We start from the raw sequence: 24,110 nt of genomic DNA, 5'->3' as shown, positions 1-24,110 counted from the left end.
TTATCAGGAGACACAAAAATGTTACCATTAAACGAATTTGTACAAAAACGTTACAATAAAACCATTGCAGAATGTAGCAATGAAGAGCTTTACCTTGCTCTTCTTAACTACAGCAAACTTGCAAGCAGCCAAAAGCCAGTCAACACTGGTAAGAAAAAAGTTTACTACATCTCAGCTGAGTTCTTGATCGGTAAACTCTTGTCAAACAACTTGATTAACCTTGGACTTTATGACGATGTGAAAAAAGAACTTGCAGCTGCAGGTAAAGAGTTGATCGAAATCGAAGAAGTCGAATTGGAACCATCACTTGGTAACGGTGGTTTGGGACGTTTGGCAGCCTGCTTTATCGACTCAATCGCTACACTTGGTTTGAATGGTGATGGTGTTGGTTTGAACTACCACTTCGGTCTTTTCCAACAAGTTCTTAAAAACAACCAACAAGAAACAATTCCTAACGCTTGGTTGACAGAGCAAAACTGGTTGGTTCGCTCAAGCCGTAGCTACCAAGTGCCATTTGCACACTTCACATTGACATCAACTCTTTACGATATTGATGTACCTGGCTACAAGACAGCTACTAAAAACCGCTTGCGTTTGTTTGACTTGGATTCAGTTGATTCTTCTATCATCGAAGATGGTATCAACTTTGACAAGACAGATATCGCTCGCAACTTGACTCTCTTCCTTTACCCAGACGATAGCGACAAGCAAGGTGAATTGCTCCGTATCTTCCAACAATACTTCATGGTTTCAAACGGTGCACAATTGATCATCGACGAAGCAATCGAAAAAGGAAGCAACTTGCATGACCTTGCGGACTATGCAGTTGTACAAATCAACGATACTCACCCATCAATGGTGATCCCTGAATTGATCCGTCTCTTGACTGCGCGTGGTATCGAGCTTGATGAAGCAATCTCAATCGTACGTAGCATGACTGCCTACACTAACCACACAATCCTTGCTGAAGCCCTTGAAAAATGGCCTCTTGAATTCTTGGAAGAAGTGGTTCCTCACTTGGTACCAATCATCAAAGAATTGGACCGTCGTGTGAAAGCAGAATACAAAGACCCAGCTGTTCAAATCATTGATGAAAACGACCGTGTACACATGGCTCACATGGATATCCACTACGGATACAGTGTTAACGGGGTAGCAGCACTCCACACTGAAATCTTGAAGAATTCAGAGTTGAAAGCTTTCTACGACATCTACCCAGAAAAATTCAACAACAAAACAAACGGTATCACATTCCGTCGTTGGCTCATGCATGCCAACCCAAGACTGTCTCACTACTTGGATGAGATTATTGGAGAGGGTTGGCACCATGAAGCGGATGAGCTTGAAAAACTCTTGTCATACGAAGACAAGGCTGCTGTCAAAGAAAAATTGGAAAGCATCAAAGCTCACAACAAACGTAAATTGGCTCGTCACTTGAAAGAACACCAAGGTGTGGAAATCAATACAAACTCTATCTTTGATATCCAAATCAAACGTCTCCACGAGTACAAACGCCAACAAATGAACGCTTTGTATGTGATTCACAAATACCTTGACATCAAGGCTGGGAACATCCCTGCTCGTCCAATCACAGTATTCTTTGGTGGTAAAGCAGCTCCTGCCTACACAATCGCCCAAGACATCATCCACTTGATCCTTTGCTTGTCAGAAGTGATTGCAAACGATCCAGCAGTAGCTCCACACTTGCAAGTCGTAATGGTTGAAAACTACAACGTTACTGCAGCAAGCTTCCTTATCCCAGCATGTGACATCTCAGAACAAATCTCACTTGCTTCTAAAGAAGCTTCAGGTACTGGTAACATGAAATTCATGTTGAACGGAGCCTTGACTCTTGGTACTATGGACGGTGCTAACGTGGAAATCGCTGAGTTGGTTGGCGACGAAAACATCTACATCTTTGGTGAAGATTCAGAAACTGTTATCGACCTTTACGCAAAAGCAGCTTACAAATCAAGCGAATTCTATGCTCGTGAAGCTATCAAACCTTTGGTTGACTTCATTGTGAGCGATGCTGTTCTTGCAGTAGGTAAGAAAGAACGCTTGGAACGTCTTTACAACGAATTGATCAAAAAAGACTGGTTCATGACTCTCCTTGACTTGGAAGACTACATCAAAGTCAAAGAGCAAATGCTTGCTGACTACGAAGACCGTGACGCATGGTTGGATAAAGTCATCGTTAACATTTCTAAAGCAGGATTCTTCTCATCTGACCGTACAATCGCTCAGTACAACGAAGATATCTGGCACTTGAACTAATAATTACATAACTTAAACCCGTACCTTGAAGGTGCGGGTTTTGTCTTATCTGAAAGTTTTATTTACAGTGCTTTCCCAACCAAAATCTCTGCCTCAATGGTAATCTCTGTCAGTTGACTCCAGTCAATTTTGGTCTGGTCAACATGAAAGAGAAGGGGGGTCATGCTAAGTAAAGCTTGGCGTTGCTCGGCTGTGATGGGTTTGGTTAGGGAAGCTATTTGGATAGATTGGATGCTGAAGTATTCCTGGAAATGTTCCTTGATATCTTGGTTGGAATAGTCCTTGTTTGTCAGCTGGTCTTGTACCCTTTGACGGATTTCTTTGAGGTGATTTTCAGTCGGGATGACCTTGATCAAGATGCCATCTTTGGATAAAACGCGACGGAATTCCCCATAGTTGGCAGGTGAAAAGATGTCGAGCAGGATATCCATACTGGCGTCTTTTATAGGAAGTCGAGCCAGGTCACCGACAAACCAATTAACTGACCAGTTGAGTTCACTTTTAGCTGCGATTTGGACCGAGTCTTTTGAAATGTCAAAGGCATAGAAGGTTTTATCAGAGTGACTTTCTTGGAGTTTACGAGAGTAGAAACCTTCGCCACAACCGATATCCAAGACTGTTTTTGCGGATGGATTAGTTGTTAGTAAGTCCGAGATACCTTCTAAAATAGCCTGATAAAAACCAGCTTCAAGAATTTGCTGGCGGTTTTGGAAGTTTTCCTTGTCGTAGTTGGCAGATTGCTTGATTTGCGGAGCCAAGTTGACATAGCCGAATTTTGCCAGATCAAAAGAATGGCGGTTGCTACACTTGAGGCTAGACTCTACCAAGGCCAGATTTTCTTGGCAGATAGGGCAGGAAAAGGCAGTCGCAGAAGCAAAACGCTGAAGTTTGGGTTTGAGGTTTGTATTCATAGTTTAAGTGTATCAAAAGAGGCAAATGAAAGCAACTTTAGAAATAAGTAGATGGGAGATTCAGTAGAAATAAAACTAATTCTCCAATTTATAGAATAAAATTGCTTTTATATCTAAATTTCTATATAATAATGATAAGGAGGAAATAAGTATGTTAAAAGAAGTATTAACCGTTGCAAAAGTTGCGAAAAAATCATCACTCTTTTTGGGTGGTGTCGCATTTGGTACCCTTGGTTTGAAAATCTTGGCAAGTAAGGAAGCTAAAAAAGGTTATTCTAAAGCTTTGGCTAAGGCTTACAAGTTGAAAGACGGGCTAGATGCATCTGTTTCTGTTGTGAAACAACATGGAGACGATGTCTTGCAAGATGCCAAATATTTGTACGAGCAAGAGAAAAAAGAAGAGCAATTAGATAGCCTTATAGGAGAATAATATGTCTTTTAAAGTGCTACATAGAGGATACCAACATATCCGACTATCATCTTCTTTTTCACTCACCTTGGATATTCAAGACTATCTTCGTTCCTTGGCGAGAGATGAAAAGGGGATTGAGTCTATCCAGTTTTACATGGATCAACAGCACTTTACTCTACGCATAAAAGAAGGCTTTTCTGTATTAGATAATGCAGAAGCCTTTTTAAAAAGAATTGATAAAGGGAAAGTTTCTGAGTTGATGACTCTTCCCATTCGTAGAGAAGAGAGTGCTTATTCTATTGTTTCAGGTGCAGCGATTAAGCGTGTACTTTTTCGTAGTTTTGTGCCGTATCCTATTCGCTATATATGGACTTGTTATCAGGCTTTGGGTTATATTAGAGAAGCCTATCAAACACTAGCGCGTAAGGAACTAACGATGGAAGTCTTGGACTGTTCGGCGATTTTATTGTCCTTGTTTATGAACCAATCCAAGACAGCTAGCAATATCATGTTTATGCTTGATTTGGGGAATCATTTAGATCAGTGGTCTTTGAAAAAAACTGCAACAGATTTAGAACAAAGCCTTCTTGCAAAAGAGAGCGACGTATTCTTAGTACAGGGCGATACGGTTGTTAGTATCAAGAGTTCCGATGTTCAAATAGGAGATGTCTTGGTCCTATCTCAAGGAAATGAAATTCTGTTTGATGGACAAGTAGTTTCAGGTTTAGGTATGGTCAACGAAAGTTCCTTGACGGGAGAGAGTTTTCCAGTTGAAAAAAGAGAGTCTGATTTGGTTTGTGCAAATACAGTATTAGAAACTGGAGAGTTACGCATTCGTGTAACCGATAATCAGATGAACAGCCGGATTTTACAACTGATTGAGTTAATGAAGAAATCTGAAGAAAACAAGAAAACGAAACAACGCTATTTCATCAAGATGGCGGATAAGGTCGTCAAATATAATTTCTTGGGGGCTGGGCTAACTTACCTATTAACAGGTTCTTTTTCTAAGGCTATTTCTTTCCTATTAGTCGATTTCTCCTGCGCTTTGAAAATCTCTACTCCTGTAGCTTATTTGACAGCTATCAAGGAGGGGTTGAACCGTGAAATGGTGATTAAGGATGGGGATGTTCTGGAGAAATATCTGGAAGTTGATACTTTCTTGTTTGATAAGACGGGAACAATCACAACTAGTTATCCTATAGTTGAAAAGGTGTTACCTTTTGGGGACTATAGTGAGGAAGATATTCTCAGAATCAGTGCCTGTCTTGAGGAACACATTTATCATCCTATTGCTAATGCCATCGTCAAGCAAGCTGAGATAGAGGGAATTGAACATGAGGAAATGCATGGGAAACTCCAATATATTGCAAGCAAGGGGATCAAATCTCATATAGATGGCCAACCAGTTCTTATTGGGAATTATGTCTTGATGCAGGATGAGCAGATTCATATCAGTTCAGAACAAAATGCTTTAATTGAAGAGTACAAGAGTCACTACAATCTCTTATTCTTGGCTTATCAGAATGAATTGATTGGAATGTTCTGCATTCATACTCCTTTGAGAAAAGAAGCAAAAGCAGCCTTGGAGAAACTTAAGGCACAAGGGAAAAAATTGATTCTGGCAACAGGGGACACCTTGGTTAGGACAGAGGAATTAGTCAAAGATTTGCCCTTTGATCAGGTCTATACAGACTTGAAACCTGATGGGAAATTTGAGTTAGTAGAGGAACTGCAGAAAGCAGGTCACACGATTTTGATGGTTGGAGATGGATTGAATGACTCAGCGGCTCTAACCCTATCAGATATCGGTGTGGTGATGAATGAGAGTGCAGATATTTCTAAGCAGATGAGCGATATCTTATTGTTAGATAATCGTTTGGATTTCTTCCAAGAGTTGGATTGGCTATCATCATCTTTGCAAACACTCATCAAGAAGAATATTCAAGATACCGTTGTCGTAAATAGTAGTTTGATTGGCTTTGGCTTGTTTAATTGGCTCAGTCCTTCAAACCTCTCTATCCTACATAATCTAACAACCTTACGCATAGTCCTGCGTAGCCTGTCTATTAAGGGATAGGTGGGGACTATTCACAGCAAAAAGGAGTTACCTTTCTCGAGGGTAACTCCTTTGTTTATAGGTAAATGTTTAACAATTTAGTAAGTCAACACAAAGTATTTCTTCTTCCCGCGGCGGATAACAGTGAGTTCGTTTTCTAACTTATCTGCGTCACTCAAGACATAGTCAAGGTCTTGGATACGGTCGCCGTTGACGTAGATAGCTCCGTTTTGGACGTCTTCACGGGCTTGGCGTTTTGAATTCACCACACCAGATGACACGAGGAGTTCCACGATATTGTGGTTTTCGTCTGCTTTTACTTGGTAGTTTGGCACTCCACGAAGTCCTTGTTTGAGTTCTTTGACAGAAAGGTTTTTGATGTTTCCAGCAAAGAGTTGCTCGGTGATGTTGAGGGCTTCCTTGTAGGCTTCTTCGCCGTGAACAAGTGTTACGACTTCACGAGCCAAGACTTTCTGAGCCAAGCGTTCGTGTGGCGCCGCTTCAAACTGTTTGCGGATCTCTTCAATCTCGTCAAGTGACAAGAAAGTAAAGATTTTCAAGAAGCGAACAGCGTCAGCATCCATAACGTTCATCCAGAATTGGTACATTTCGTATGGAGAAGTCTTTTCAGGATTGAGCCAGACTGCGTTTCCTTCTGATTTACCAAATTTCTTACCAGTTGCATCTGTAATGAGTGGCACTGTGATAACGTGACCAGTCTTATCAGCCTTACGACGAAGCAATTCGGTACCAGCTGTCATATTTCCCCACTGGTCAGAACCACCGATTTGTAAGGTGACGTTGTGCTCTTGGTTAAGGACGTAGAAGTCATATCCTTGCATGATTTGGTAAGCGAACTCAGTGTAAGAAATCCCTGTTTCAATCCGTTTCTTTACAGACTCCTTGCTCATCATGTAGTTGACAGTGAAGTATTTCCCGACATCACGGAGGAAGTCAATGAAGCTGATGCTGCCAAACCAGTCGTAGTTGTTGACCATGACAGCTTTATTTTCCCCATTTTCAAAGTCAAGAAAACGAGAAAGTTGTCCTTGGATAGACTTGACCCAGCCCTCTACTGTGTCTTTTGTTTGGAGACTACGCTCAGCATCTTTGAAGGACGGATCTCCGATGAGACCTGTAGCACCGCCAACGAGCGCATAAGGTTTGTGACCTGCTAGTTGCAAACGACGACTTGTCAAGATTGCGACAAGGTGGCCTAGGTGAAGGCTGTCAGCAGTTGGATCATAGCCAGTATAATAAGAAACTTGACCTTCTTCTAGGGCTTTACGCAAAGCTTCTTCATCAGTCGTTTGAAAAATCAAACCACGCTCTTTTAGCTCATCAAAAATGTGCATGTGTCTTTTCTCCTTTATAAAATATTGTTTCTACCTATTGTATCACAAACTTGATTAATAGCCTAGTGGAATAGGGAAGAAAGTGGCTATTTTATTGAAAGTTTTCCTTTTATGGTATAATAGAGAAAGCGAGGACATTCATGAAAGAAAGAATTAATGAATTAAAAACAAAAATGCTGCATTTTTTCCAGCAGCTAATGCAACGAATTGCAAAATGGAAGAAAAGACTAGCAGAAAAACTGGCTAATAAGAAAACCGGTAAAAAGGGGACCTCTTCTGACAAAGTTGGAAGGACAGGATCTAATTTTGCTAAGGTTTTGAGTGGGTTTAAAATAGTTTTTAATACTCTCTTTATCCTAGGTTTTATCGGTGGACTGTTTGGTGCTGGGGTGGCTATGGGTTATGGAGTCGCTCTATTTGACAAGGCCCAGGTACCTCAAGCAGAAGAGTTGGTCAAGCAAGTGAAGGATATTGCCTCTATCTCAGAAATCACTTATTCTGACGGCAGTACCATTGCCTCGATCGAGGGCGATTTATTGCGCACTTCAGTCGCTTCAGATGCTATCTCAGACAATCTTAAGAAGGCTATCATTGCGACAGAGGACGAGAATTTCAACGAGCACAAGGGAGTCGTGCCTAAGGCCGTTATTCGTGCGACCCTGGGAACTTTTGTCGGTCTGGGGTCATCCAGTGGTGGTTCGACCTTGACTCAGCAGGTTATCAAGCAGCAAGTGGTGGGGGATGCTCCCACTCTAGCTCGTAAGGCCAAAGAAATCATTGATGCTCTAGCTTTAGAGCGGGCTATGGGTAAGGATGAGATTTTAACAACCTACCTTAATATTGCTCCTTTTGGTCGCAATCATAAAGGCCAAAATATTGCAGGTGCCCAACAGGCTGCAGAAGGAATCTTTGGGGTTAAGGCTTCGGATTTAACGGTCCCTCAAGCAGCCTTTATTGCAGGATTGCCACAGAGCCCAATCAGTTACTCCCCTTATGAATCTGACGGTAGTATGAAGAGTGAGGAGGATTTGGCTCTGGGGATCAAACGGGCTAGAGATGTCCTCTATAATATGTACCGGACAGGGTCTCTAAGTCAGGAGGATTACGACAAGTACAAGGATTATGATTTTAAGAAAGACTTCTTACCATCTGGTAGTGTCAGCGGGACTTCGCGTGACTATCTTTACTTCGCAACCTTGGCAGAAGCTACTGATCGGATGTATGACTACCTGATTCAGAGAGATAATGTTTCTGTACAAGAGCAAAAGAATGAATCCATCCAGAAAGCTTATCGTGATTTAGCGACTAAGGAAATTGAAAATGGTGGGTATAAGATTACGACAACTATCAATAAAAATGTTCATGCTGCGATGCAAAATGCGGTGGCAACCTACGGCTATCTGCTAGATGATTCGACAGGCCAGCCTGAGGTGGGGAATGTCCTCATGGACAACCAAACGGGAGCTATTCTTGGATTTGTCGGTGGTCGCAATTATCAAAAAAATCAGAATAACCACGCTATCGACACAAAACGTTCTCCTGCTTCGACTACTAAGCCGATATTGGCTTACAGTATTGCCATTGACCAAGGTCTGATGGGAAGTGCAAGTATCTTATCAAACTATCCAACCAACTTTTCAAACGGCAATCCCATCATGTATGTCAATAGTCCTGGTACGGGCATGATGACGTTAGGGGAGGCCCTTAACTACTCATGGAATATCCCAGCCTACTGGACTTATCGTACACTTCGAGAGAAGGGTGTTGATGTTAAAGGCTATATGGAAAAAATGGGTTACGAAATCCCAGAATATGGTATTGAGAGTTTACCGATGGGCGGAGGAATTGACGTTACAGTTGCTCAGCATACTAACGGATATCAGACTCTGGCCAACAACGGAGTTTACCATAAGAAACACATGATCGCGAAGATCGAGTCAACAGATGGTCGAGTGGTTTATGAACATAAAGATAAACCTGTCCAAGTTTACTCAAAAGCCACAGCGACCATTATGCAAAGTTTGCTTCGCGATGTTATTTCATCTCGGATTACCTCAAGTTTCCAGACAGACTTGGCTACCATCAATCCAAGCCTCGCTAGCGCCGACTGGATTGGAAAAACTGGTACAACCAATGAAGATGAAAACATGTGGCTTATGCTTTCTACGCCTCGCTTGACCTTGGGTGGCTGGCTAGGTCACGATGACAACCGCCCGCTAGCCAAAGGGGCGGGCCACTACCGCAATGCCAACTATATGGCCCACTTGGTTAATGCTATTCAACAAGCAAAACCTGGAATTTGGGGGAATGAGCGCTTTAATCTTGACTCAAGTGTGACCAAGTCACAAGTTCTCCGATCTACAGGGCAAAAACCAGGCAAGGTTTCCATCAATGGGAAAGAGATAGAAGTTTCTGGATCAACAGTAACGAGCTACTGGGCTACTAAAGAAGGTGCCCCAGTGACCACCTATCGCTTTGCTATTGGAGGAAGCGATGCAGATTATCTGAACGCGTGGAAGAATATTCTAGGAAGCATTCCAGCAGTGACTCCTCCAAGCTCAAGTTCAAGCAGTAGCTCTGGAAGTTCAAGTTCGAGTGGAAATACTCAAAGTGGTTCTTCAGGACGTTCACGTCTCTTTAATCGTTAAGAAAGAGTAGTAGCAAGGTTAGTAATTTCTCCTTGTTGCTACTTTTTTCTTTGTTGGTTTCGTGTTACAATAATAATATGAATCATTATCAGAAAAAGATTGTTAAGGGAACAGTATACTCGCTACTTTCAGGCCTAATCTGGGGGATTTGTGGGATTTTAGGAGAGTATTTTTTCACTCATTATCCAGTGTCTTCTGGATGGATTACTTCTATGCGTTTATTAGTGGCGGGGAGTTTGGTTTTAGGTCTATCTGCCTTTCAGTTGCGTAGCCGCTTGTTGGACATCTGGCGTGATAAGAAAAATTATCTACCTTTTTTAGCCTATGCTATTCTAGGTATTTTTTCTGTGCAGTTTTTCTTTTATCTTTGTGTTGAGTATTCCAATGCGACGACGGCGACCATTTTGCAATTTATCAGCCCAGTTTTTATCCTGTTTTACAATCGAATCGTTTACCAGAAGAAAGCTTCGATTACAGCTGTGCTCTATGTTTTGATTGCCATGCTAGGTGTTTTTTTGATGGCTACAAAAGGGGATTTGTCCCAGTTATCCATGACACCTTTGGCTCTAGTGACAGGTTTGCTCAGTGCAGTAGGGGTCATGTTTAATGTTATCCTTCCCCAACGCTTTGCACGGCGCTACGGATTTGTTCCGACTGTTGGTTGGGGGATGATTCTGGCAGGTCTCTTTAGTAATTTCCTCTACCCTATTTATCGGATAAGTTTTCAAGTGGATCTGGTAAGTGTGCTGATTTGTCTGACGATTGCCGTGTTTGGTACTGCTTTTGCCTTCTTCCTATCTATGAAGGCTGTGTCACTCGTTTCCCCGCTGGTTGTATCGGTTGTGAGTGCTAGCGAACCGCTCTCTTCAGCTTTATTAAGTGTTCTTTTTCTGGGATTGGTCATGGATGGTTTTTTGGCCTTGGCTATGGTGTTGATTATCGTTCCGATGATTTTTTTATCTGTAGAAGAAGCAAAACAAGCCAGGTAAAGATGATTATTTGATAGTTGAGGCTTCAAATTTGAAGCCTTTTTTGGTAGAATAGGTATCATTATAACGAACCAGGAGGCACCTATGACTGCTACAAAAATGAACGCTCAAGAAATTATCCAATTTATCGCCAATGCGGAAAAGAAAACCAGTGTCAAAGTAACTTTTGAGGGAGAACTTGCAACTGCTGTGCCAAGCTCTGTTGTCAAACTAGGAAATGTTTTATTCGGAGACTGGAAGGACGTGGCTCCGCTTCTTGAAGGTTTGGTAGAAAATCAAGATTACGTTGTCGAGCAAGATGCTCGTAATTCTGCAGTTCCTTTGTTAGATAAACGTGCTATCAATGCTCGTATCGAGCCAGGTGCTATTATCCGTGACCAGGTTGAAATTGGTGACAATGCTGTTATCATGATGGGAGCTGTTATCAATATCGGTGCTGAAATCGGTGCTGGAACCATGATTGACATGGGTGCCATCCTTGGAGGTCGTGCTATCGTTGGGAAAAACAGTCACGTTGGTGCAGGTGCAGTTTTGGCGGGTGTGATTGAGCCAGCTAGCGCTGAACCAGTCCGTGTCGGAGACAATGTTCTTATCGGGGCTAATGCAGTGGTTATCGAGGGAGTTCAAATTGGTAGTGGTTCAGTTGTCGCAGCAGGAGCTATCGTTACCCAAGATGTCCCAGAAAACGTAGTGGTAGCAGGTGTTCCAGCTCGTATCATCAAAGAAATTGATGCCCAAACCCAACAAAAAACAGCGCTTGAGGATGCGCTTCGTACCTTGTAATTGTAAAAGTAAAAAAGAGGCGGAACCCTTTTTCCAGCCTCTTTCTGCTATATAGGAGGACAGATAGATGTTAGATTTGATTCAGACTAGACGAGATTTACACCAGATTCCAGAGATTGGCTTGGAAGAGTTCAAGACTCAGGCTTATTTGCTGGATGTGATTGAGAAATTGACTGCGAACAAGGACTTTGTTCAAGTTCGTACCTGGCGGACAGGAATTTTGGTCTACCTGCAGGGAAGTCAGCCGGAGCGAACCATTGGTTGGCGAACAGACATTGATGGTCTGCCTATTGTCGAACAAACAGGTCTACCTTTTGCCTCTCAAAACCAAGGTCGTATGCATGCTTGCGGACATGATTTTCACATGACCATTGCCTTGGGCTGTCTCGAGCGTGCTCTTGAGGAGCAACCCAAGAATAATTTGCTCTTTCTATTTCAGCCTGCTGAAGAAAATGAAGCTGGTGGTATGCTCATGTATGAGGATGGTGCTTTTGGAGATTGGTTGCCAGATCAGTTTTATGGTCTCCATGTTCGTCCGGATTTGAAAGTCGGCCAGATTGCGACCAATACACACACTCTCTTTGCAGGGACCTGTGAGGTGAAGATTCGTTTCAAAGGAAAAGGAGGACACGCAGCCTTTCCGCATGAAGCCAATGACGCCTTGGTGGCTGCTAGTTACTTTGTAACCCAGGTGCAGTCAGTTGTCAGCCGCAATGTCAATCCAATCGAGGGAGCGGTGGTGACCTTTGGCCTTTTCCAAGCTGGAACAACCAATAATGTCATTACAGACACAGCATTTTTACATGGAACTATTCGCGCCTTGACTCAGGACATGAGCCTCTTGGTACAAAAAAGAGTCAAGACAGTCGCAGAGGGGGTTGCAGCAGCCTTTGATATGGAAGTCGAAGTAGAACTCAAGCAAGGAGGCTACCTACCTGTTGAGAACAATCCAGCCTTGGCGCGTGAACTGATGGACTTTTTTGAAGAGAAAGACGGGATTGAGTTGATTGATATCGAGCCAGCTATGACTGGTGAGGACTTTGGTTATCTCCTTTCGAAGGTAGATGGCGTTATGTTCTGGCTAGGTATCGATAGTCCCTACGCTCTTCATCACCCTCAGATGAGTCCTAAGGAAGAAGCCTTAGCCATTGGGGTAGATGCGGTCTCTAGTTTCTTGAAAAAGAAGGCAGCAGAGTAGAGGAATTATCTATGAAAGCAGAACTACGTAAACAAGTCTTACACGAAATGAAGGCTTTATCTCAGGAGCAAAAACAGGCTATGGATCGAGCTTTAACTGAGCGTTTCTTACAACATCCCTTTTACCAAGAAGCTAAGGTCATCGCAACCTATCTCTCCTTCCCTCATGAATTTCAAACGCAAGAACTAATCAAGCGGATGCTGAAGGACGGCAAAAAGGTTCTGATACCCAAAACCTATCCCAAGGGGCGCATGGAATTTGTGGTATATGATCCGAAGCAGTTGGCAAAAACTTCCTTTGGTTTACTGGAACCGCAAGGAGACTTGGAAGTGGTGGAACCGTCTCAGATTGATTTAATTCATGTTCCTGGTTTGGCTTTTACAACTGAGGGCTATCGGATTGGATATGGTGGAGGATACTACGACCGCTATCTGGAGCATTTTGCTGGGCATACAATGAGTACAATCTATCCTTGTCAAGTTCAGGAGTTTAACTTGGAAAACCATGATATTCCCGTACAGGAGGTGCTAACCTATGAAGGAAATCTTTGATAAACGTTATCCTGTGACTAGCTTCTTCCTCCTAGTAACCGCATTGGTCTTTCTCTTGATGTTGGTTCTTACAGGTTTAAATTTTGAACGAGCAGATACCTTACTTCAGTTTGGAGCCATGTATGGACCGATCATTCGTTTGTTTCCCGAGCAGATATGGCGCCTTTTTTCGGCTATATTTGTACATATCGGTTGGGAACATTTCATTGTCAATATGATTTCACTCTACTTTCTTGGACGACAGGTGGAGGAGATTTTCGGTTCTAAGCAATTCTTCTTTCTCTATCTCTTATCAGGAATGATGGGCAATCTCTTTGTTTTTGCTTTCACGCCGAAAGTTGTAGCAGCAGGAGCGTCCACTTCTCTTTACGGACTATTTGCTGCGATTATCGTCTTGCGTTACGCAACTCGCAACCCCTATATCCAGCAGTTGGGGCAATCCTATCTGACACTTTTCGTGATAAATATCATTGGAAGTGTTCTGATTCCAGGAATCAGCCTAGCAGGGCATATTGGCGGTGCAGTAGGCGGTGCCTTTCTAGCAGTCATCTTCCCAGTCAAATGGGAGAGAAGGATGTACAGTACTAGCCAGCGAATCGGAGCAACTGTACTTTTTATCGCACTAGCCATTTTCCTTTGCTATAAGGGAATGAACTATGTGTAGGGGGGAATAGTTAAAAGCGAGCACCGATTCGGTTGCTAATAAGTCATCTGCAAAGATGGCTTTTTTTATTGCAAGCTTCAACAAAAAAACAAAGCCCTTATTTAAGAGCTTTGTTTTTCTTCTATTCCCCCTCAGCTAACTCTTTCCCAAGTTGGATGAGGTAGTCTTTCAAGTCGTCTTTAACTTGTGGGTGTTTGAGAGCGTAGTCGATGGATGTTTTCATAAAGCCAAACTTGTCCCCGACATCGTAACGAGCCCCCTTGAACTCACGAGCAAACACACGTTGTGTTTTATTGAGGGTATCGATTGCATCTGTCAGCTGAATTTCATTTCCTGCACCTGGAGCTTGGTTTTCGAGGATTTGGAAAATTTCAGGAGTGAGGAGGTAGCGTCCGATGATAGCAAGGTCGCTAGGAGCATCCTCTGGCGCAGGTTTTTCAACGAAGGTTTCAACGCTATAAAGGCCGTCTTTTCCTTCGCCTTGTGGAGCAATAACCCCGTAAGCAGAGACTTCGTCGTGAGGGACTGGCATAACAGCGATAGTAGACGCGTGGGTACGCTCGTAGTCATCCATGAGTTGTTTGGTAAGTGGAACAGCCTTTTCGTTCGTGATATCCATCAAGTCATCACCAAGCATAACGACAAAAGGTTCATTTCCGACGAAAGCTTTGGCTTGCAAGACAGCATCTCCGAGACCACGTGGATGTGTTTGACGGATAAAATGCAGGCGCATGCCAGTTGTTTCATCAACTAGCTTCAGAAGATCTGTTTTCCCTTTTTCTTTGAGGTTGTATTCCAATTCGAAGTTTGAGTCGAAGTGGTCCTCGATGGAACGTTTTGACTTACCCGTAACAACCAAGATATCTTCGATACCAGATTTGAGAGCTTCTTCAACGATAAACTGGATAGTGGGCTTGTCTACGATTGGCAACATTTCCTTGGCCAAGGCCTTAGTTGCTGGGAGGAAACGAGTTCCCAATCCAGCGGCAGGGATGACTGCTTTTCTGACTTTTTGTTTCATGATGTTCCTTTCTATAAGGGTCTATGACCATTCGTTTTCTGCTTTAAATTCATTGCTCATGATGTCAGTGATTGCTTCTTTGATATTGACACCTTCGTAGATCACTCGGTAAATAGCCTGTGTGATTGGCATGTAGACACCCAATTCCTGAGCTAGTTCGTAAGCTGCTCGAGTTGTTGAGATTCCTTCGATGACCATGCCCATATTAGCTTCGATGTCTGCGAGGGATTCTCCACGACCGAGAGCATCACCTGCCCTCCAGTTACGAGAGTGGACAGATGTCCCCGTTACAATCAAATCTCCAACTCCAGAAAGACCGCTATAAGTCAGAGGATTAGCTCCCAGAGCGACCCCTAGACGGGTGATTTCAGCCAAGCCACGGGCAATGATAGCCGCCTTGGCATTGTCGCCAAATCCTAGACCATGTAGTGCTCCAGCGCCAACTGCGATAATGTTTTTGAGAGCACCAGCGGTTTCAACTCCGATAACATCCGTATTAGTATAGAGACGGAAGTAGTGATTGCTAAAGAGATTTTGGACGTACTGGGCCGTTTCAAGGTCTTTAGAGGCTGCAGTGATCAAAGTAATATCCCGCACAATAGTTTCCTCAGCATGGCTAGGTCCTGAAACAACGACGACTTCACTACGGAGATCGACTGGAATTTCCTCTTCAAGAATAGTTGATAGACGTTTGTGGCTATCTGGTTCCAATCCTTTGGAGGCATGCATGATGACAACCTTGTGATCAAGCACCTTTGCTACTTGTTGGGCAACCAGTCTCGTTACTTTTGTTGGGACCACAAATAAAACAGCATCCACATCCTTTAGTGTTTCTTCCAAGTCATGATAGGCTTTGATTTTTTCGTCGAGTAGGATATCTTTGAAGTAGCGTTTGTTTGTATGTTGGTTATTGATTTCATCAATTTGGTCAGAAATATTTCCCCAAATTCGAACCTCGTGTCCATTGTCGTTTAGGACCTGCGAAAGGGCAGTTCCCCAAGAACCAGGACCCAAGACAGCGATGGTTTGTTTCTTCATCTTTTCCTCCTTGTAAGAGTTCTTCCTTTCATTTTACCATAAAAAGCCTTTTCATGCATCACCTGTAGATGAAAGCGCACTAATTTATAATAAGGAGACTTCTTTGACAAGATGCCTCTTTTTTGCTAGAATAGCATCAATATGAACGAATGAGAAGGAGCTGACGCAGGATGTCGCTCCCTTTATCTATTTTATTAGGAGGAAATATGCTCATTAAAAAAATAAAAACCTATAAATGGCAGGCCTTGGCATCCTTAATGATGACAGGCTTGATGGTTGCGAGTTCGCTCTTGCAACCGCGCTATTTGCAAGAGGTGTTAGAGGCTTTGCTGGCCGGTCAAAATGAGGCTATTTATAGTATTGGCGCTTGGCTGATAGGAGTAGCCCTAGTCGGTCTGGTTGCAGGTGGGGTCAATGTAACACTTGCAGCCTACATTGCTCAAGGAGTGTCTTCGGACCTTCGTGAAGACGCTTTTCGCAAGATCCAGACTTTTTCTTATGCCAATATCGAGCAATTCAATGCGGGGAACCTTGTCGTCCGTATGACCAATGATATCAACCAAATTCAGAACGTGGTGATGATGGCTTTTCAAATTCTCTTCCGTCTCCCTCTTCTCTTTATCGGTTCCTTTATCTTGGCGGTTCACACTCTTCCGTCACTTTGGTGGGTGATTGTCCTCATGGTGCTCCTAATCTTTGCACTAACTGCTATCATGATGGGAATGATGGGGCCACGATTTGCTAAGTTTCAAACCCTTCTTGAACGGATCAATGCTATCGCCAAGGAAAATCTACGTGGTGTGCGCGTGGTCAAATCCTTTGTACAAGAAAAAGCACAATTTGACAAATTTACCGATGTTTCTGATGAACTTCTCGGCCAAAATCTTTATATCGGTTATGCCTTCTCAGTTATAGAACCCGTTATGATGCTAGTCGGCTATGGAGCGGTCTTCCTCTCTATCTGGTTGGTGGCTGGAATGGCTCAGTCAGATCCGTCTGTAGTGGGCTCGATTGCTTCCTTTATCAACTATCTCAGCCAGATTATCTTTACCATCATCATGGTTGGATTTTTAGGGAATTCTGTCAGTCGTGCCATGATTTCCTTGCGTCGTATCCGCGAAATTCTAGATACCGAGCCAGCGATGACCTTTAAAGATCTCCCAGATGAAGAGTTAGAAGGAAGTCTCTCTTTTAAAAATGTGACCTTTACCTATCCCAATGATGACGAGCCTATGCTGAAGAATGTAAGCTTTGATATTGCGCCCGGTCAGATGGTCGGTGTGGTTGGGGCTACTGGAGCAGGGAAGTCTACCTTGGCTCAGTTAATTCCACGACTGTTTGATCCACAGGAGGGATCTATTAAGATTGGTGGCAAGGATATTCGAGACGTCAGCGAGGGAACCTTACGTAAAACAGTTTCCATCGTCTTGCAACGTGCTATTCTCTTTAGCGGGACCATTGCAGATAATCTTCGTCAAGGAAAAGGCAATGCCAGCGTGTCAGAAATGGAACGTGCAGCACGAATTGCTCAAGCCAGCGAATTTATTGGGCGTATGGAAAACAAATTTGAGAGTCAGGTCGAAGAACGTGGCACCAACTTTTCTGGTGGACAAAAGCAACGGATGTCGATTGCCCGTGGGATTGTCAGCAATCCCCGTATCCTGATTTTTGACGATTCGACTTCAGCCTTGGATGCCAAGTCAGAGAGACTCGTTCAGGAGGCTTTGAACAAAGACCTGAAAGGGACAACAACGATTATCATCGCTCAAAAAATCAGTTCAGTCGTCCATGCAGACAAGATTTTGGTCTTGGACCAAGGGCGCTTGATTGGAGAAGGACGGCATGCAGACTTGGTAGCTAACAATGCCATCTACCGTGAAATCTACGAAACACAAAAGGGAAAGGAGGAATAAAATGAAAACTGTTCGATTTTTCTGGAATTATTTTAAAGTTTACAAGTTCTCCTTTGCCATTGTGATTCTGATGGTTGCGATTGCGACAATTGCCCAAGCCCTCTTTCCTGTTTTTTCAGGTCAAGCAGTGACGGAGCTCGCTAATCTGGTTCTAGCTTATCAAAATGGGACTTCCGAACTAGCCTGGCAAAGTTTGTCAGCTCTGATGCTGAATCTAGCCCTGGTTGTGCTGGTTTTGGTAGTGTCCAGTTTGATTTACATGGCCTTGATGACCCGTGTAATTGCTGAGTCAACTAATGAGATGCGTAAGGGCCTCTTTGGCAAACTTTCTCGTTTGACGGTTTCTTTCTTTGACCGCCATCAGGATGGCGATATCCTTTCTCGCTTCACTAGTGACTTAGACAATATCCTTCAAGCCTTCAATGAAAGTCTAGTTCAGGTTATGAGCAATATTGCTCTTTACATCGGTTTGATTTTTGTCATGTTTTCAAAAAATATGACGCTAGCCCTGATAACAGTAGCCAGCACTCCAGTGGCCTTTCTCATGTTGGTCTTCATTGTGAAAATGGCCCGCAAATACACCAATCTCCAGCAAAAAGAGGTTGGGAAACTCAACGCCTACATGGATGAAAGTATTTCAGGGCAGAAAGCTGTTATTGTACAAGGAATTCAAAACGACATCGTAGCAGGCTTTGTGGAGCGAAATGAGCGCGTGCGCAAGGCAACCTTTAAAGGGAGAATGTTCTCAGGAATCCTCTTTCCTGTTATGAATGGGATGAGTTTGGTTAATACAGCCATCGTTATTTTTGCAGGTTCTGCGGTCTTGCTGAACGATCCAAGTATCGAAACAACGACAGCCCTAGGTTTGATCGTCATGTTTACCCAATTTTCTCAGCAGTACTACCAGCCGATTATCCAGGTGGCTGCGAGTTGGGGGAGCCTCCAGTTGGCCTTTACTGGGGCGGATCGTATCCAAGAAATGTTTGATGCAGAAGAAGAGATTCGCCCGCAAAATGCACCAGCATTTACGGAATTACGAGAAGGTGTTGAAATCAGTCATATTGATTTCTCTTATGTGCCTGACAAGCCGATTTTGAAAGATGTTAGCATTTCAGCTCCTAAGGGGCAGATGGTAGCAGTTGTCGGTCCGACTGGTTCAGGGAAAACGACCATCATGAACCTCATCAATCGCTTCTACGATGTGGATGCAGGTAGCATTTCCTTTGATGGCAAAGATATCCGAGACTACGACTTGGACAGCCTGCGGAGCAAGGTCGGGATTGTCCTGCAGGATTCGGTCTTGTTTAGTGGAACAATCCGAGACAATATCCGCTTTGGTGTGCCAGATGCCAGTCAGGAAATGGTCGAAGCAGCTGCTAAGGCAACTCATATTCATGACTACATCGAAAGCTTGCCTGATAAGTATGATACCCTTATTGATGATGAGCAAAACATCTTCTCAACTGGTCAGAAACAATTGATTTCCATTGCTCGGACCTTGATGACAGATCCCCAAGTTTTAATCTTAGATGAAGCGACTTCCAATGTGGATACCGTAACAGAAAGCAAGATTCAACATGCCATGGAGGCGGTTGTGGCAGGACGAACCAGTTTTGTCATTGCCCATCGTTTAAAGACCATCCTCAATGCCGATCAGATTATTGTCCTCAAAGATGGAGAGGTCATTGAACGTGGAAATCATCACGAGTTGCTCAAGCTCGGCGGCTTCTACTCAGAACTGTATCACAATCAATTTGTCTTCGAATAAGAAAGAAGTTGTCCTCTTGGGCAACTTCTTTCTTATCCATAAAAAATACTTATCACGGTCTTTAAAAAAACATATTAGACAGCAGAGAGCTTGAATGATAAGATAGGACTATCGTTAGAAAATTGAAAGGAGACACATCATGGCTAGAACGGTTGTAGGAGTTGCTGCAAATCTATGTCCTGTAGATGCAGAAGGGAAAAACATCCACTCATCTGTATCCTGTAAATTCGCAGAGAGCATTCGTCAAGTCGGCGGTCTCCCTTTAGTGATTCCTGTAGGAGATGAGTCCATTGTTCGCGATTATGTGGAAATGATCGACAAACTCATCTTGACAGGTGGGCAAAATGTCCATCCTCAGTTTTATGGAGAGAAAAAGACCATTGAGAGCGACGATTACAACCTAGTCCGTGATGAATTTGAATTGGCACTCTTGAGAGAAGCACTTCATCAGAATAAGCCCATTTTGGCAATCTGCCGTGGGGTTCAGCTGGTCAATGTTGCTTTTGGTGGCACTCTTCACCAAGAAATTGAAGGTCACTGGCAAGGTTTGCCTTTTGGAACCTCTCATTCTATTGAGACAGTAGAAGGAAGCGTGGTGGCTAAGTTGTTCGGAAAAGAAAGTCAGGTCAACTCAGTCCATCGTCAAAGTATTAAAGATCTGGCGCCTAATTTCCGTGTGACAGCGGTGGATCCTCGAGACCAGACTATTGAAGCGATTGAGTCTATCGACGAGCACCGTATCATCGGTTTGCAGTGGCATCCAGAGTTTCTGGTCAATGAAGAAGATGGCAATTTAGAACTATTTGAGTATTTATTAAATGAATTGTAACGGTTAGAGACTCTAGCCGTTTTTATTCGTCCTTTCAGATTTTTTATATTTTAGCAAATTTACGCAAACGTTTGAATTCTGATAAAAATTGGGCAAATTCAATAAAAAAGCTTGAAAAAATCGAAGGTAAGCGTTATGATAGAAAAGAAGAAATTTTGGAGGATTATCATGTCACATATTAAATTTGATTATTCAAAAGCTTTAGACAAATTTGTTGCCCCACATGAAGTGGAATACATGCAAGCACAAGTAACAGCTGCAGCCGATTTGATTCGTAAAGGAACTGGTGCTGGTAGCGACTTTTTGGGTTGGTTGGACCTTCCTGAAAATTATGACCGCGAAGAATTCGACCGCATCTTGAAAGCTGCTGAGCAAATCAAATCAGACAGCGATGTTTTGGTTGTGATCGGTATCGGTGGATCTTACCTTGGTGCCAAAGCAGCCATCGACTTCTTGAACCACCACTTTGCTAACTTGCAAACAAAAGAAGAACGCAAAGCTCCACAAATCCTTTATGCTGGGAACTCAATCTCATCTACTTACCTTGCTGACTTGGTAGAGTACGTAGCTGACAAAGACTTCTCAGTAAACGTGATTTCTAAATCAGGTACAACAACAGAACCAGCAATTGCTTTCCGTGTCTTCAAAGAACTCTTGGTTAAGAAATACGGTCAAGAAGAAGCTAACAAACGTATCTACGCTACAACTGACCGCCAAAAAGGTGCTGTTAAGGTTGAAGCAGATGCCAACGGTTGGGAAACATTTGTGGTTCCAGATGACATCGGTGGACGCTTCTCAGTATTGACAGCAGTTGGATTGCTTCCAATCGCTGCATCAGGTGCTGACATTAAAGCCCTTATGGAAGGTGCGAACGCAGCTCGTAAAGACTACACTTCAGATAAACTTTCAGAAAATGAAGCTTACCAATACGCAGCAGTTCGTAACATCCTTTACCGCAAAGGCTATGCGACTGAAATCTTGGTAAACTACGAGCCATCGCTTCAATACTTCTCAGAATGGTGGAAACAATTGGCTGGTGAGTCAGAAGGGAAAGACCAAAAAGGTATTTACCCAACTTCAGCCAACTTCTCAACTGACTTGCACTCACTTGGTCAATTTATCCAAGAAGGAACTCGCATCATGTTTGAAACAGTTGTCCGTGTTGACAAACCACGTAAGAACGTGATCATTCCTACTTTGGAAGAAGATCTTGATGGACTTGGTTACCTTCAAGGAAAAGACGTTGACTTTGTAAACAAAAAAGCAACTGATGGTGTTCTTCTTGCCCACACAGATGGTGATGTACCAAACATGTACGTGACTCTTCCAGAGCAAGACGCTTTCACTCTTGGTTACACTATCTACTTCTTCGAATTGGCTATCGCCCTTTCAGGTTACTTGAATGCCATCAACCCATTTGACCAACCAGGTGTTGAAGCTTACAAACGTAACATGTTTGCCCTTCTTGGAAAACCAGGATTTGAAGAATTGAGTAAAGAACTTAACGCACGTCTATAATAGAAGAAAAGAGTGGTTTGTCCACTCTTTTTACTCTCTTTATTCGTAGACATTGGACTCAGGCGAGACTTGTGATATAATATAGAAAGCAAAAAGGCAGACGCCTAGAGACTTTATAGGAGAAACTATGTCAAAAGATATCCGCGTACGCTACGCACCAAGTCCAACAGGACTACTACACATCGGAAATGCCCGTACAGCATTGTTTAACTACCTTTACGCACGCCATCATGGCGGAACTTTTATCATTCGTATCGAAGATACTGACCGTAAACGTCATGTTGAGGATGGTGAACGTTCACAGCTTGAAAACCTTTGTTGGTTAGGCATGGATTGGGATGAAAGCCCAGAGACACATGAAAACTATCGCCAATCAGAGCGTTTGGAACTCTATCAAAAATACATCGACCAATTGTTAGCTGAAGGAAAAGCTTACAAATCATACGTTACAGAAGAAGAGTTGGCGGCTGAACGTGAACGCCAAGAAGCAGCTGGCGAAACACCACGCTACATCAATGAATATCTCGGCATGAGCGAAGAAGAAAAAGCAGCTTATATCGCAGAACGTGAAGAAGCAGGAATCATCCCAACGGTTCGTTTGGCTGTTAATGAATCTGGTATCTACAAATGGCATGATATGGTCAAAGGAGATATCGAATTTGAAGGTGGTAACATCGGTGGCGACTGGGTAATTCAAAAGAAAGACGGTTACCCAACTTACAACTTTGCCGTTGTTATTGATGACCATGATATGCAAATCTCTCATGTTATCCGTGGCGATGACCACATTGCCAACACACCAAAACAGCTTATGGTCTATGAAGCACTTGGTTGGGAAGCACCAGAGTTCGGTCACATGACTTTGATTATCAACTCTGAAACGGGTAAAAAATTGTCTAAACGGGACACCAATACCCTTCAGTTTATTGAAGACTACCGTAAGAAAGGCTATTTGCCAGAAGCTGTGTTTAACTTTATCGCCCTTCTTGGCTGGAACCCTGGTGGGGAAGACGAAATCTTCTCTCGTGAGGAATTGATTAAACTCTTTGATGAAAACCGCCTTAGCAAGTCTCCAGCAGCCTTCGACCAGAAGAAACTGGACTGGATGAGCAATGATTACATCAAGAGAGCTGACTTAGCAACCATCTTTGAAATGGCAAAACCATTCCTAGAAGAAGCAGGACGCTTGACTGACAAGGCCGAAAAATTGGTGGAACTCTACAAACCACAAATGAAGTCAGTGGATGAAATCGTTCCATTGACAGACCTTTTCTTCTCAGACTTCCCAGAGCTGACAGATGCTGAGCGCGAGGTCATGGCAGGAGAAACCGTTCCTGTTGTTCTAGAAGCCTTCAAAGCGAAACTAGAAGCCATGACAGATGAGGAATTTGTGACAGAAAACATCTTCCCACAAATCAAAGCAGTTCAAAAAGAAACAGGTATCAAAGGGAAAAACCTCTTCATGCCGATTCGTATTGCCGTTTCAGGTGAAATGCATGGACCAGAATTACCAGATACCATTTTCTTACTCGGACGTGAAAAGTCAATCCAGCATATTGAAAACATACTGAAAGAGATTTCTAAATAAAAAGGACTTCCGATGGATACATGGGAAAAAATGTATGAAGAAGCACGAGCCTTATACAATCCTCATGAAGTTTCTGACTTTGTTTATGCTAACCATGTTGTTGCTGCAGTAGAAGCAGAAGATGGTCAGATCTTCACAGGATTTTGTATGGAGGGCACTTGTGGCGTTTTTCATCTCTGTGCAGAACGAGCGGCTCTCTTCAATATGTATCAATTTTCAGGACAAACCAAAGTTAAGAAAATCCTCGCCTTTCGAGACAAACCTCCCTACGGCGAAGGATCAGGTATGCCCTGTGGCGCTTGCAGAGAATTTCTCTTAGAATTGAATACTGAAAATAAAGAAGCAGAGTTCATGATGGACTACGAAACAAGAAAAACAATTAAGGTTGCCGAATTGATCCCTTACTGGTGGGGAGAGGAACGCGCGACTAATTGGAAAGATAAAGGAAGGAGTCAGTTTAACTGGCTCTTTCCTTTATCTTTTCAGAATTTCGGTAAAGAGAAAAAAAGTTCTTGACAAAGGTAAAAAAGTAGGTATAATAGAAAGAGTTGAAAAGCTCAAGGTCCGTTGGTCAAGGGGTTAAGACAC

At 43.0% G+C, this 24,110-nt stretch carries 18 protein-coding genes and 1 pseudogene; 15 read left to right on the top strand and 4 right to left on the bottom strand.

The window, feature by feature from the left end:
- Window positions 1-18: 18 nt before the first annotated feature.
- Window positions 19-2,277, top strand: coding sequence for a glycogen/starch/alpha-glucan family phosphorylase (gene glgP / locus M1F63_RS08725; RefSeq protein WP_049549819.1), 2,259 nt, complete (start codon window positions 19-21; stop codon window positions 2,275-2,277).
- Between the two features lie 62 nt (window positions 2,278-2,339).
- On the opposite strand, the gene M1F63_RS08720 is transcribed toward glgP, so the two are convergent.
- The gene (locus tag M1F63_RS08720; protein ID WP_044020094.1) at window positions 2,340-3,188 is read right to left on the bottom strand and encodes a putative RNA methyltransferase; all 849 of its coding nucleotides are present in this window, start codon (window positions 3,186-3,188) and stop codon (window positions 2,340-2,342) included.
- A 151-nt stretch (window positions 3,189-3,339) separates the two neighbouring features.
- On the opposite strand from M1F63_RS08720, the gene M1F63_RS08715 reads away from it, so the two are divergent.
- Window positions 3,340-3,618: a DUF6110 family protein gene (locus M1F63_RS08715; protein ID WP_000910910.1), complete on the top strand. Its 279-nt coding sequence runs from the start codon at window positions 3,340-3,342 to the stop codon at window positions 3,616-3,618.
- Between the two features lies 1 nt (window position 3,619).
- Entirely contained in the window at window positions 3,620-5,680 is a 2,061-nt protein-coding gene (locus tag M1F63_RS08710) for a heavy metal translocating P-type ATPase (protein WP_000008775.1), read from the top strand.
- A gap of 77 nt (window positions 5,681-5,757) precedes the next feature.
- Here the strand turns inward: M1F63_RS08710 and tyrS are convergent, their stop codons facing one another.
- The gene (gene tyrS / locus M1F63_RS08705; protein ID WP_247941217.1) at window positions 5,758-7,014 is read right to left on the bottom strand and encodes a tyrosine--tRNA ligase; all 1,257 of its coding nucleotides are present in this window, start codon (window positions 7,012-7,014) and stop codon (window positions 5,758-5,760) included.
- Window positions 7,015-7,154: 140 nt separating this feature from the next.
- Between tyrS and pbp1b the strand changes: the two genes are divergently transcribed.
- The 6 genes from pbp1b to M1F63_RS08675 all read left to right on the top strand — a co-directional run bounded on the left by pbp1b (window position 7,155) and on the right by M1F63_RS08675 (window position 13,847).
- Complete coding sequence (gene pbp1b, locus M1F63_RS08700) at window positions 7,155-9,662, top strand: penicillin-binding protein PBP1B (protein WP_247941216.1); 2,508 nt, start codon at window positions 7,155-7,157, stop codon at window positions 9,660-9,662.
- A gap of 77 nt (window positions 9,663-9,739) precedes the next feature.
- Complete coding sequence (locus M1F63_RS08695) at window positions 9,740-10,651, top strand: DMT family transporter (RefSeq protein WP_247941215.1); 912 nt, start codon at window positions 9,740-9,742, stop codon at window positions 10,649-10,651.
- An 84-nt stretch (window positions 10,652-10,735) separates the two neighbouring features.
- The gene (dapD, locus tag M1F63_RS08690; protein WP_000127447.1) at window positions 10,736-11,434 is read left to right on the top strand and encodes a 2,3,4,5-tetrahydropyridine-2,6-dicarboxylate N-acetyltransferase; all 699 of its coding nucleotides are present in this window, start codon (window positions 10,736-10,738) and stop codon (window positions 11,432-11,434) included.
- A 67-nt stretch (window positions 11,435-11,501) separates the two neighbouring features.
- Window positions 11,502-12,632 (top strand): N-acetyldiaminopimelate deacetylase, encoded by a 1,131-nt coding sequence (locus tag M1F63_RS08685; protein WP_247941214.1) that lies wholly within the window; start codon window positions 11,502-11,504, stop codon window positions 12,630-12,632.
- An 11-nt stretch (window positions 12,633-12,643) separates the two neighbouring features.
- Window positions 12,644-13,183 carry a 5-formyltetrahydrofolate cyclo-ligase gene (locus M1F63_RS08680; protein WP_033585442.1) on the top strand — a complete coding sequence of 180 codons (540 nt, stop codon included), beginning with the start codon at window positions 12,644-12,646 and terminating at the stop codon, window positions 13,181-13,183.
- Window positions 13,167-13,847, top strand: coding sequence for a rhomboid family intramembrane serine protease (locus M1F63_RS08675; RefSeq protein WP_033585443.1), 681 nt, complete (start codon window positions 13,167-13,169; stop codon window positions 13,845-13,847). The genes M1F63_RS08680 and M1F63_RS08675 overlap by 17 nt, the downstream gene beginning before the upstream one ends.
- A 121-nt stretch (window positions 13,848-13,968) precedes the next feature.
- Here the strand turns inward: M1F63_RS08675 and galU are convergent, their stop codons facing one another.
- Both galU and M1F63_RS08665 read right to left on the bottom strand, forming a co-directional pair.
- Window positions 13,969-14,868 (bottom strand): UTP--glucose-1-phosphate uridylyltransferase GalU, encoded by a 900-nt coding sequence (galU, locus tag M1F63_RS08670; RefSeq protein WP_000811028.1) that lies wholly within the window; start codon window positions 14,866-14,868, stop codon window positions 13,969-13,971.
- A gap of 21 nt (window positions 14,869-14,889) precedes the next feature.
- Window positions 14,890-15,906 carry an NAD(P)H-dependent glycerol-3-phosphate dehydrogenase gene (locus tag M1F63_RS08665; protein ID WP_033585444.1) on the bottom strand — a complete coding sequence of 339 codons (1,017 nt, stop codon included), beginning with the start codon at window positions 15,904-15,906 and terminating at the stop codon, window positions 14,890-14,892.
- A 206-nt stretch (window positions 15,907-16,112) separates the two neighbouring features.
- Here M1F63_RS08665 and M1F63_RS08660 point away from each other — a divergent pair, with 206 nt between their 5' ends.
- From M1F63_RS08660 to M1F63_RS08635, 6 genes and pseudogenes are all read left to right on the top strand, one after another.
- Entirely contained in the window at window positions 16,113-17,819 is a 1,707-nt protein-coding gene (locus M1F63_RS08660; protein ID WP_247941213.1) for an ABC transporter ATP-binding protein, read from the top strand.
- 1 nt (window position 17,820) lies between these two features.
- Window positions 17,821-19,587, top strand: a complete 1,767-nt coding sequence (locus M1F63_RS08655) for an ABC transporter ATP-binding protein (RefSeq protein ID WP_061418859.1) — start codon at window positions 17,821-17,823, stop codon at window positions 19,585-19,587.
- 139 nt (window positions 19,588-19,726) lie between these two features.
- Entirely contained in the window at window positions 19,727-20,416 is a 690-nt protein-coding gene (locus tag M1F63_RS08650; RefSeq protein ID WP_000124765.1) for a gamma-glutamyl-gamma-aminobutyrate hydrolase family protein, read from the top strand.
- 168 nt (window positions 20,417-20,584) lie between these two features.
- On the top strand, window positions 20,585-21,934 hold the full coding sequence (locus M1F63_RS08645; RefSeq protein WP_247941212.1) for a glucose-6-phosphate isomerase: 1,350 nt from the start codon (window positions 20,585-20,587) through the stop codon (window positions 21,932-21,934).
- Between the two features lie 127 nt (window positions 21,935-22,061).
- The gene (gene gltX / locus M1F63_RS08640; protein ID WP_247941211.1) at window positions 22,062-23,522 is read left to right on the top strand and encodes a glutamate--tRNA ligase; all 1,461 of its coding nucleotides are present in this window, start codon (window positions 22,062-22,064) and stop codon (window positions 23,520-23,522) included.
- Window positions 23,523-23,534: 12 nt separating this feature from the next.
- Window positions 23,535-23,966, top strand: a pseudogene (locus M1F63_RS08635) (cytidine deaminase family protein); the annotation flags it as partial.
- Window positions 23,967-24,110: the final 144 nt, after the last annotated feature.

This window comes from Streptococcus oralis, assembly GCF_023109155.1.
Taxonomy (GTDB): domain Bacteria; phylum Bacillota; class Bacilli; order Lactobacillales; family Streptococcaceae; genus Streptococcus; species Streptococcus oralis_BZ.
Note: the sequence above shows the minus strand (reverse complement) of the source record. Positions and strands in the feature narration are given on the sequence as shown.

Bases quoted from the DNA above. Each gene is read 5' to 3' on its own strand.
- glgP (WP_049549819.1), top strand. From the start codon at position 19: ATGTTACCATTAAACGAATTTGTACAAAAACGTTACAATAAAACCATT.
- M1F63_RS08720 (WP_044020094.1), bottom strand. From the start codon at position 3,188: ATGAATACAAACCTCAAACCCAAACTTCAGCGTTTTGCTTCTGCGACT.
- M1F63_RS08715 (WP_000910910.1), top strand. From the start codon at position 3,340: ATGTTAAAAGAAGTATTAACCGTTGCAAAAGTTGCGAAAAAATCATCA.
- M1F63_RS08710 (WP_000008775.1), top strand. From the start codon at position 3,620: ATGTCTTTTAAAGTGCTACATAGAGGATACCAACATATCCGACTATCA.
- tyrS (WP_247941217.1), bottom strand. From the start codon at position 7,014: ATGCACATTTTTGATGAGCTAAAAGAGCGTGGTTTGATTTTTCAAACG.
- pbp1b (WP_247941216.1), top strand. From the start codon at position 7,155: ATGAAAGAAAGAATTAATGAATTAAAAACAAAAATGCTGCATTTTTTC.
- M1F63_RS08695 (WP_247941215.1), top strand. From the start codon at position 9,740: ATGAATCATTATCAGAAAAAGATTGTTAAGGGAACAGTATACTCGCTA.
- dapD (WP_000127447.1), top strand. From the start codon at position 10,736: ATGACTGCTACAAAAATGAACGCTCAAGAAATTATCCAATTTATCGCC.
- M1F63_RS08685 (WP_247941214.1), top strand. From the start codon at position 11,502: ATGTTAGATTTGATTCAGACTAGACGAGATTTACACCAGATTCCAGAG.
- M1F63_RS08680 (WP_033585442.1), top strand. From the start codon at position 12,644: ATGAAAGCAGAACTACGTAAACAAGTCTTACACGAAATGAAGGCTTTA.
- M1F63_RS08675 (WP_033585443.1), top strand. From the start codon at position 13,167: ATGAAGGAAATCTTTGATAAACGTTATCCTGTGACTAGCTTCTTCCTC.
- galU (WP_000811028.1), bottom strand. From the start codon at position 14,868: ATGAAACAAAAAGTCAGAAAAGCAGTCATCCCTGCCGCTGGATTGGGA.
- M1F63_RS08665 (WP_033585444.1), bottom strand. From the start codon at position 15,906: ATGAAGAAACAAACCATCGCTGTCTTGGGTCCTGGTTCTTGGGGAACT.
- M1F63_RS08660 (WP_247941213.1), top strand. From the start codon at position 16,113: ATGCTCATTAAAAAAATAAAAACCTATAAATGGCAGGCCTTGGCATCC.
- M1F63_RS08655 (WP_061418859.1), top strand. From the start codon at position 17,821: ATGAAAACTGTTCGATTTTTCTGGAATTATTTTAAAGTTTACAAGTTC.
- M1F63_RS08650 (WP_000124765.1), top strand. From the start codon at position 19,727: ATGGCTAGAACGGTTGTAGGAGTTGCTGCAAATCTATGTCCTGTAGAT.
- M1F63_RS08645 (WP_247941212.1), top strand. From the start codon at position 20,585: ATGTCACATATTAAATTTGATTATTCAAAAGCTTTAGACAAATTTGTT.
- gltX (WP_247941211.1), top strand. From the start codon at position 22,062: ATGTCAAAAGATATCCGCGTACGCTACGCACCAAGTCCAACAGGACTA.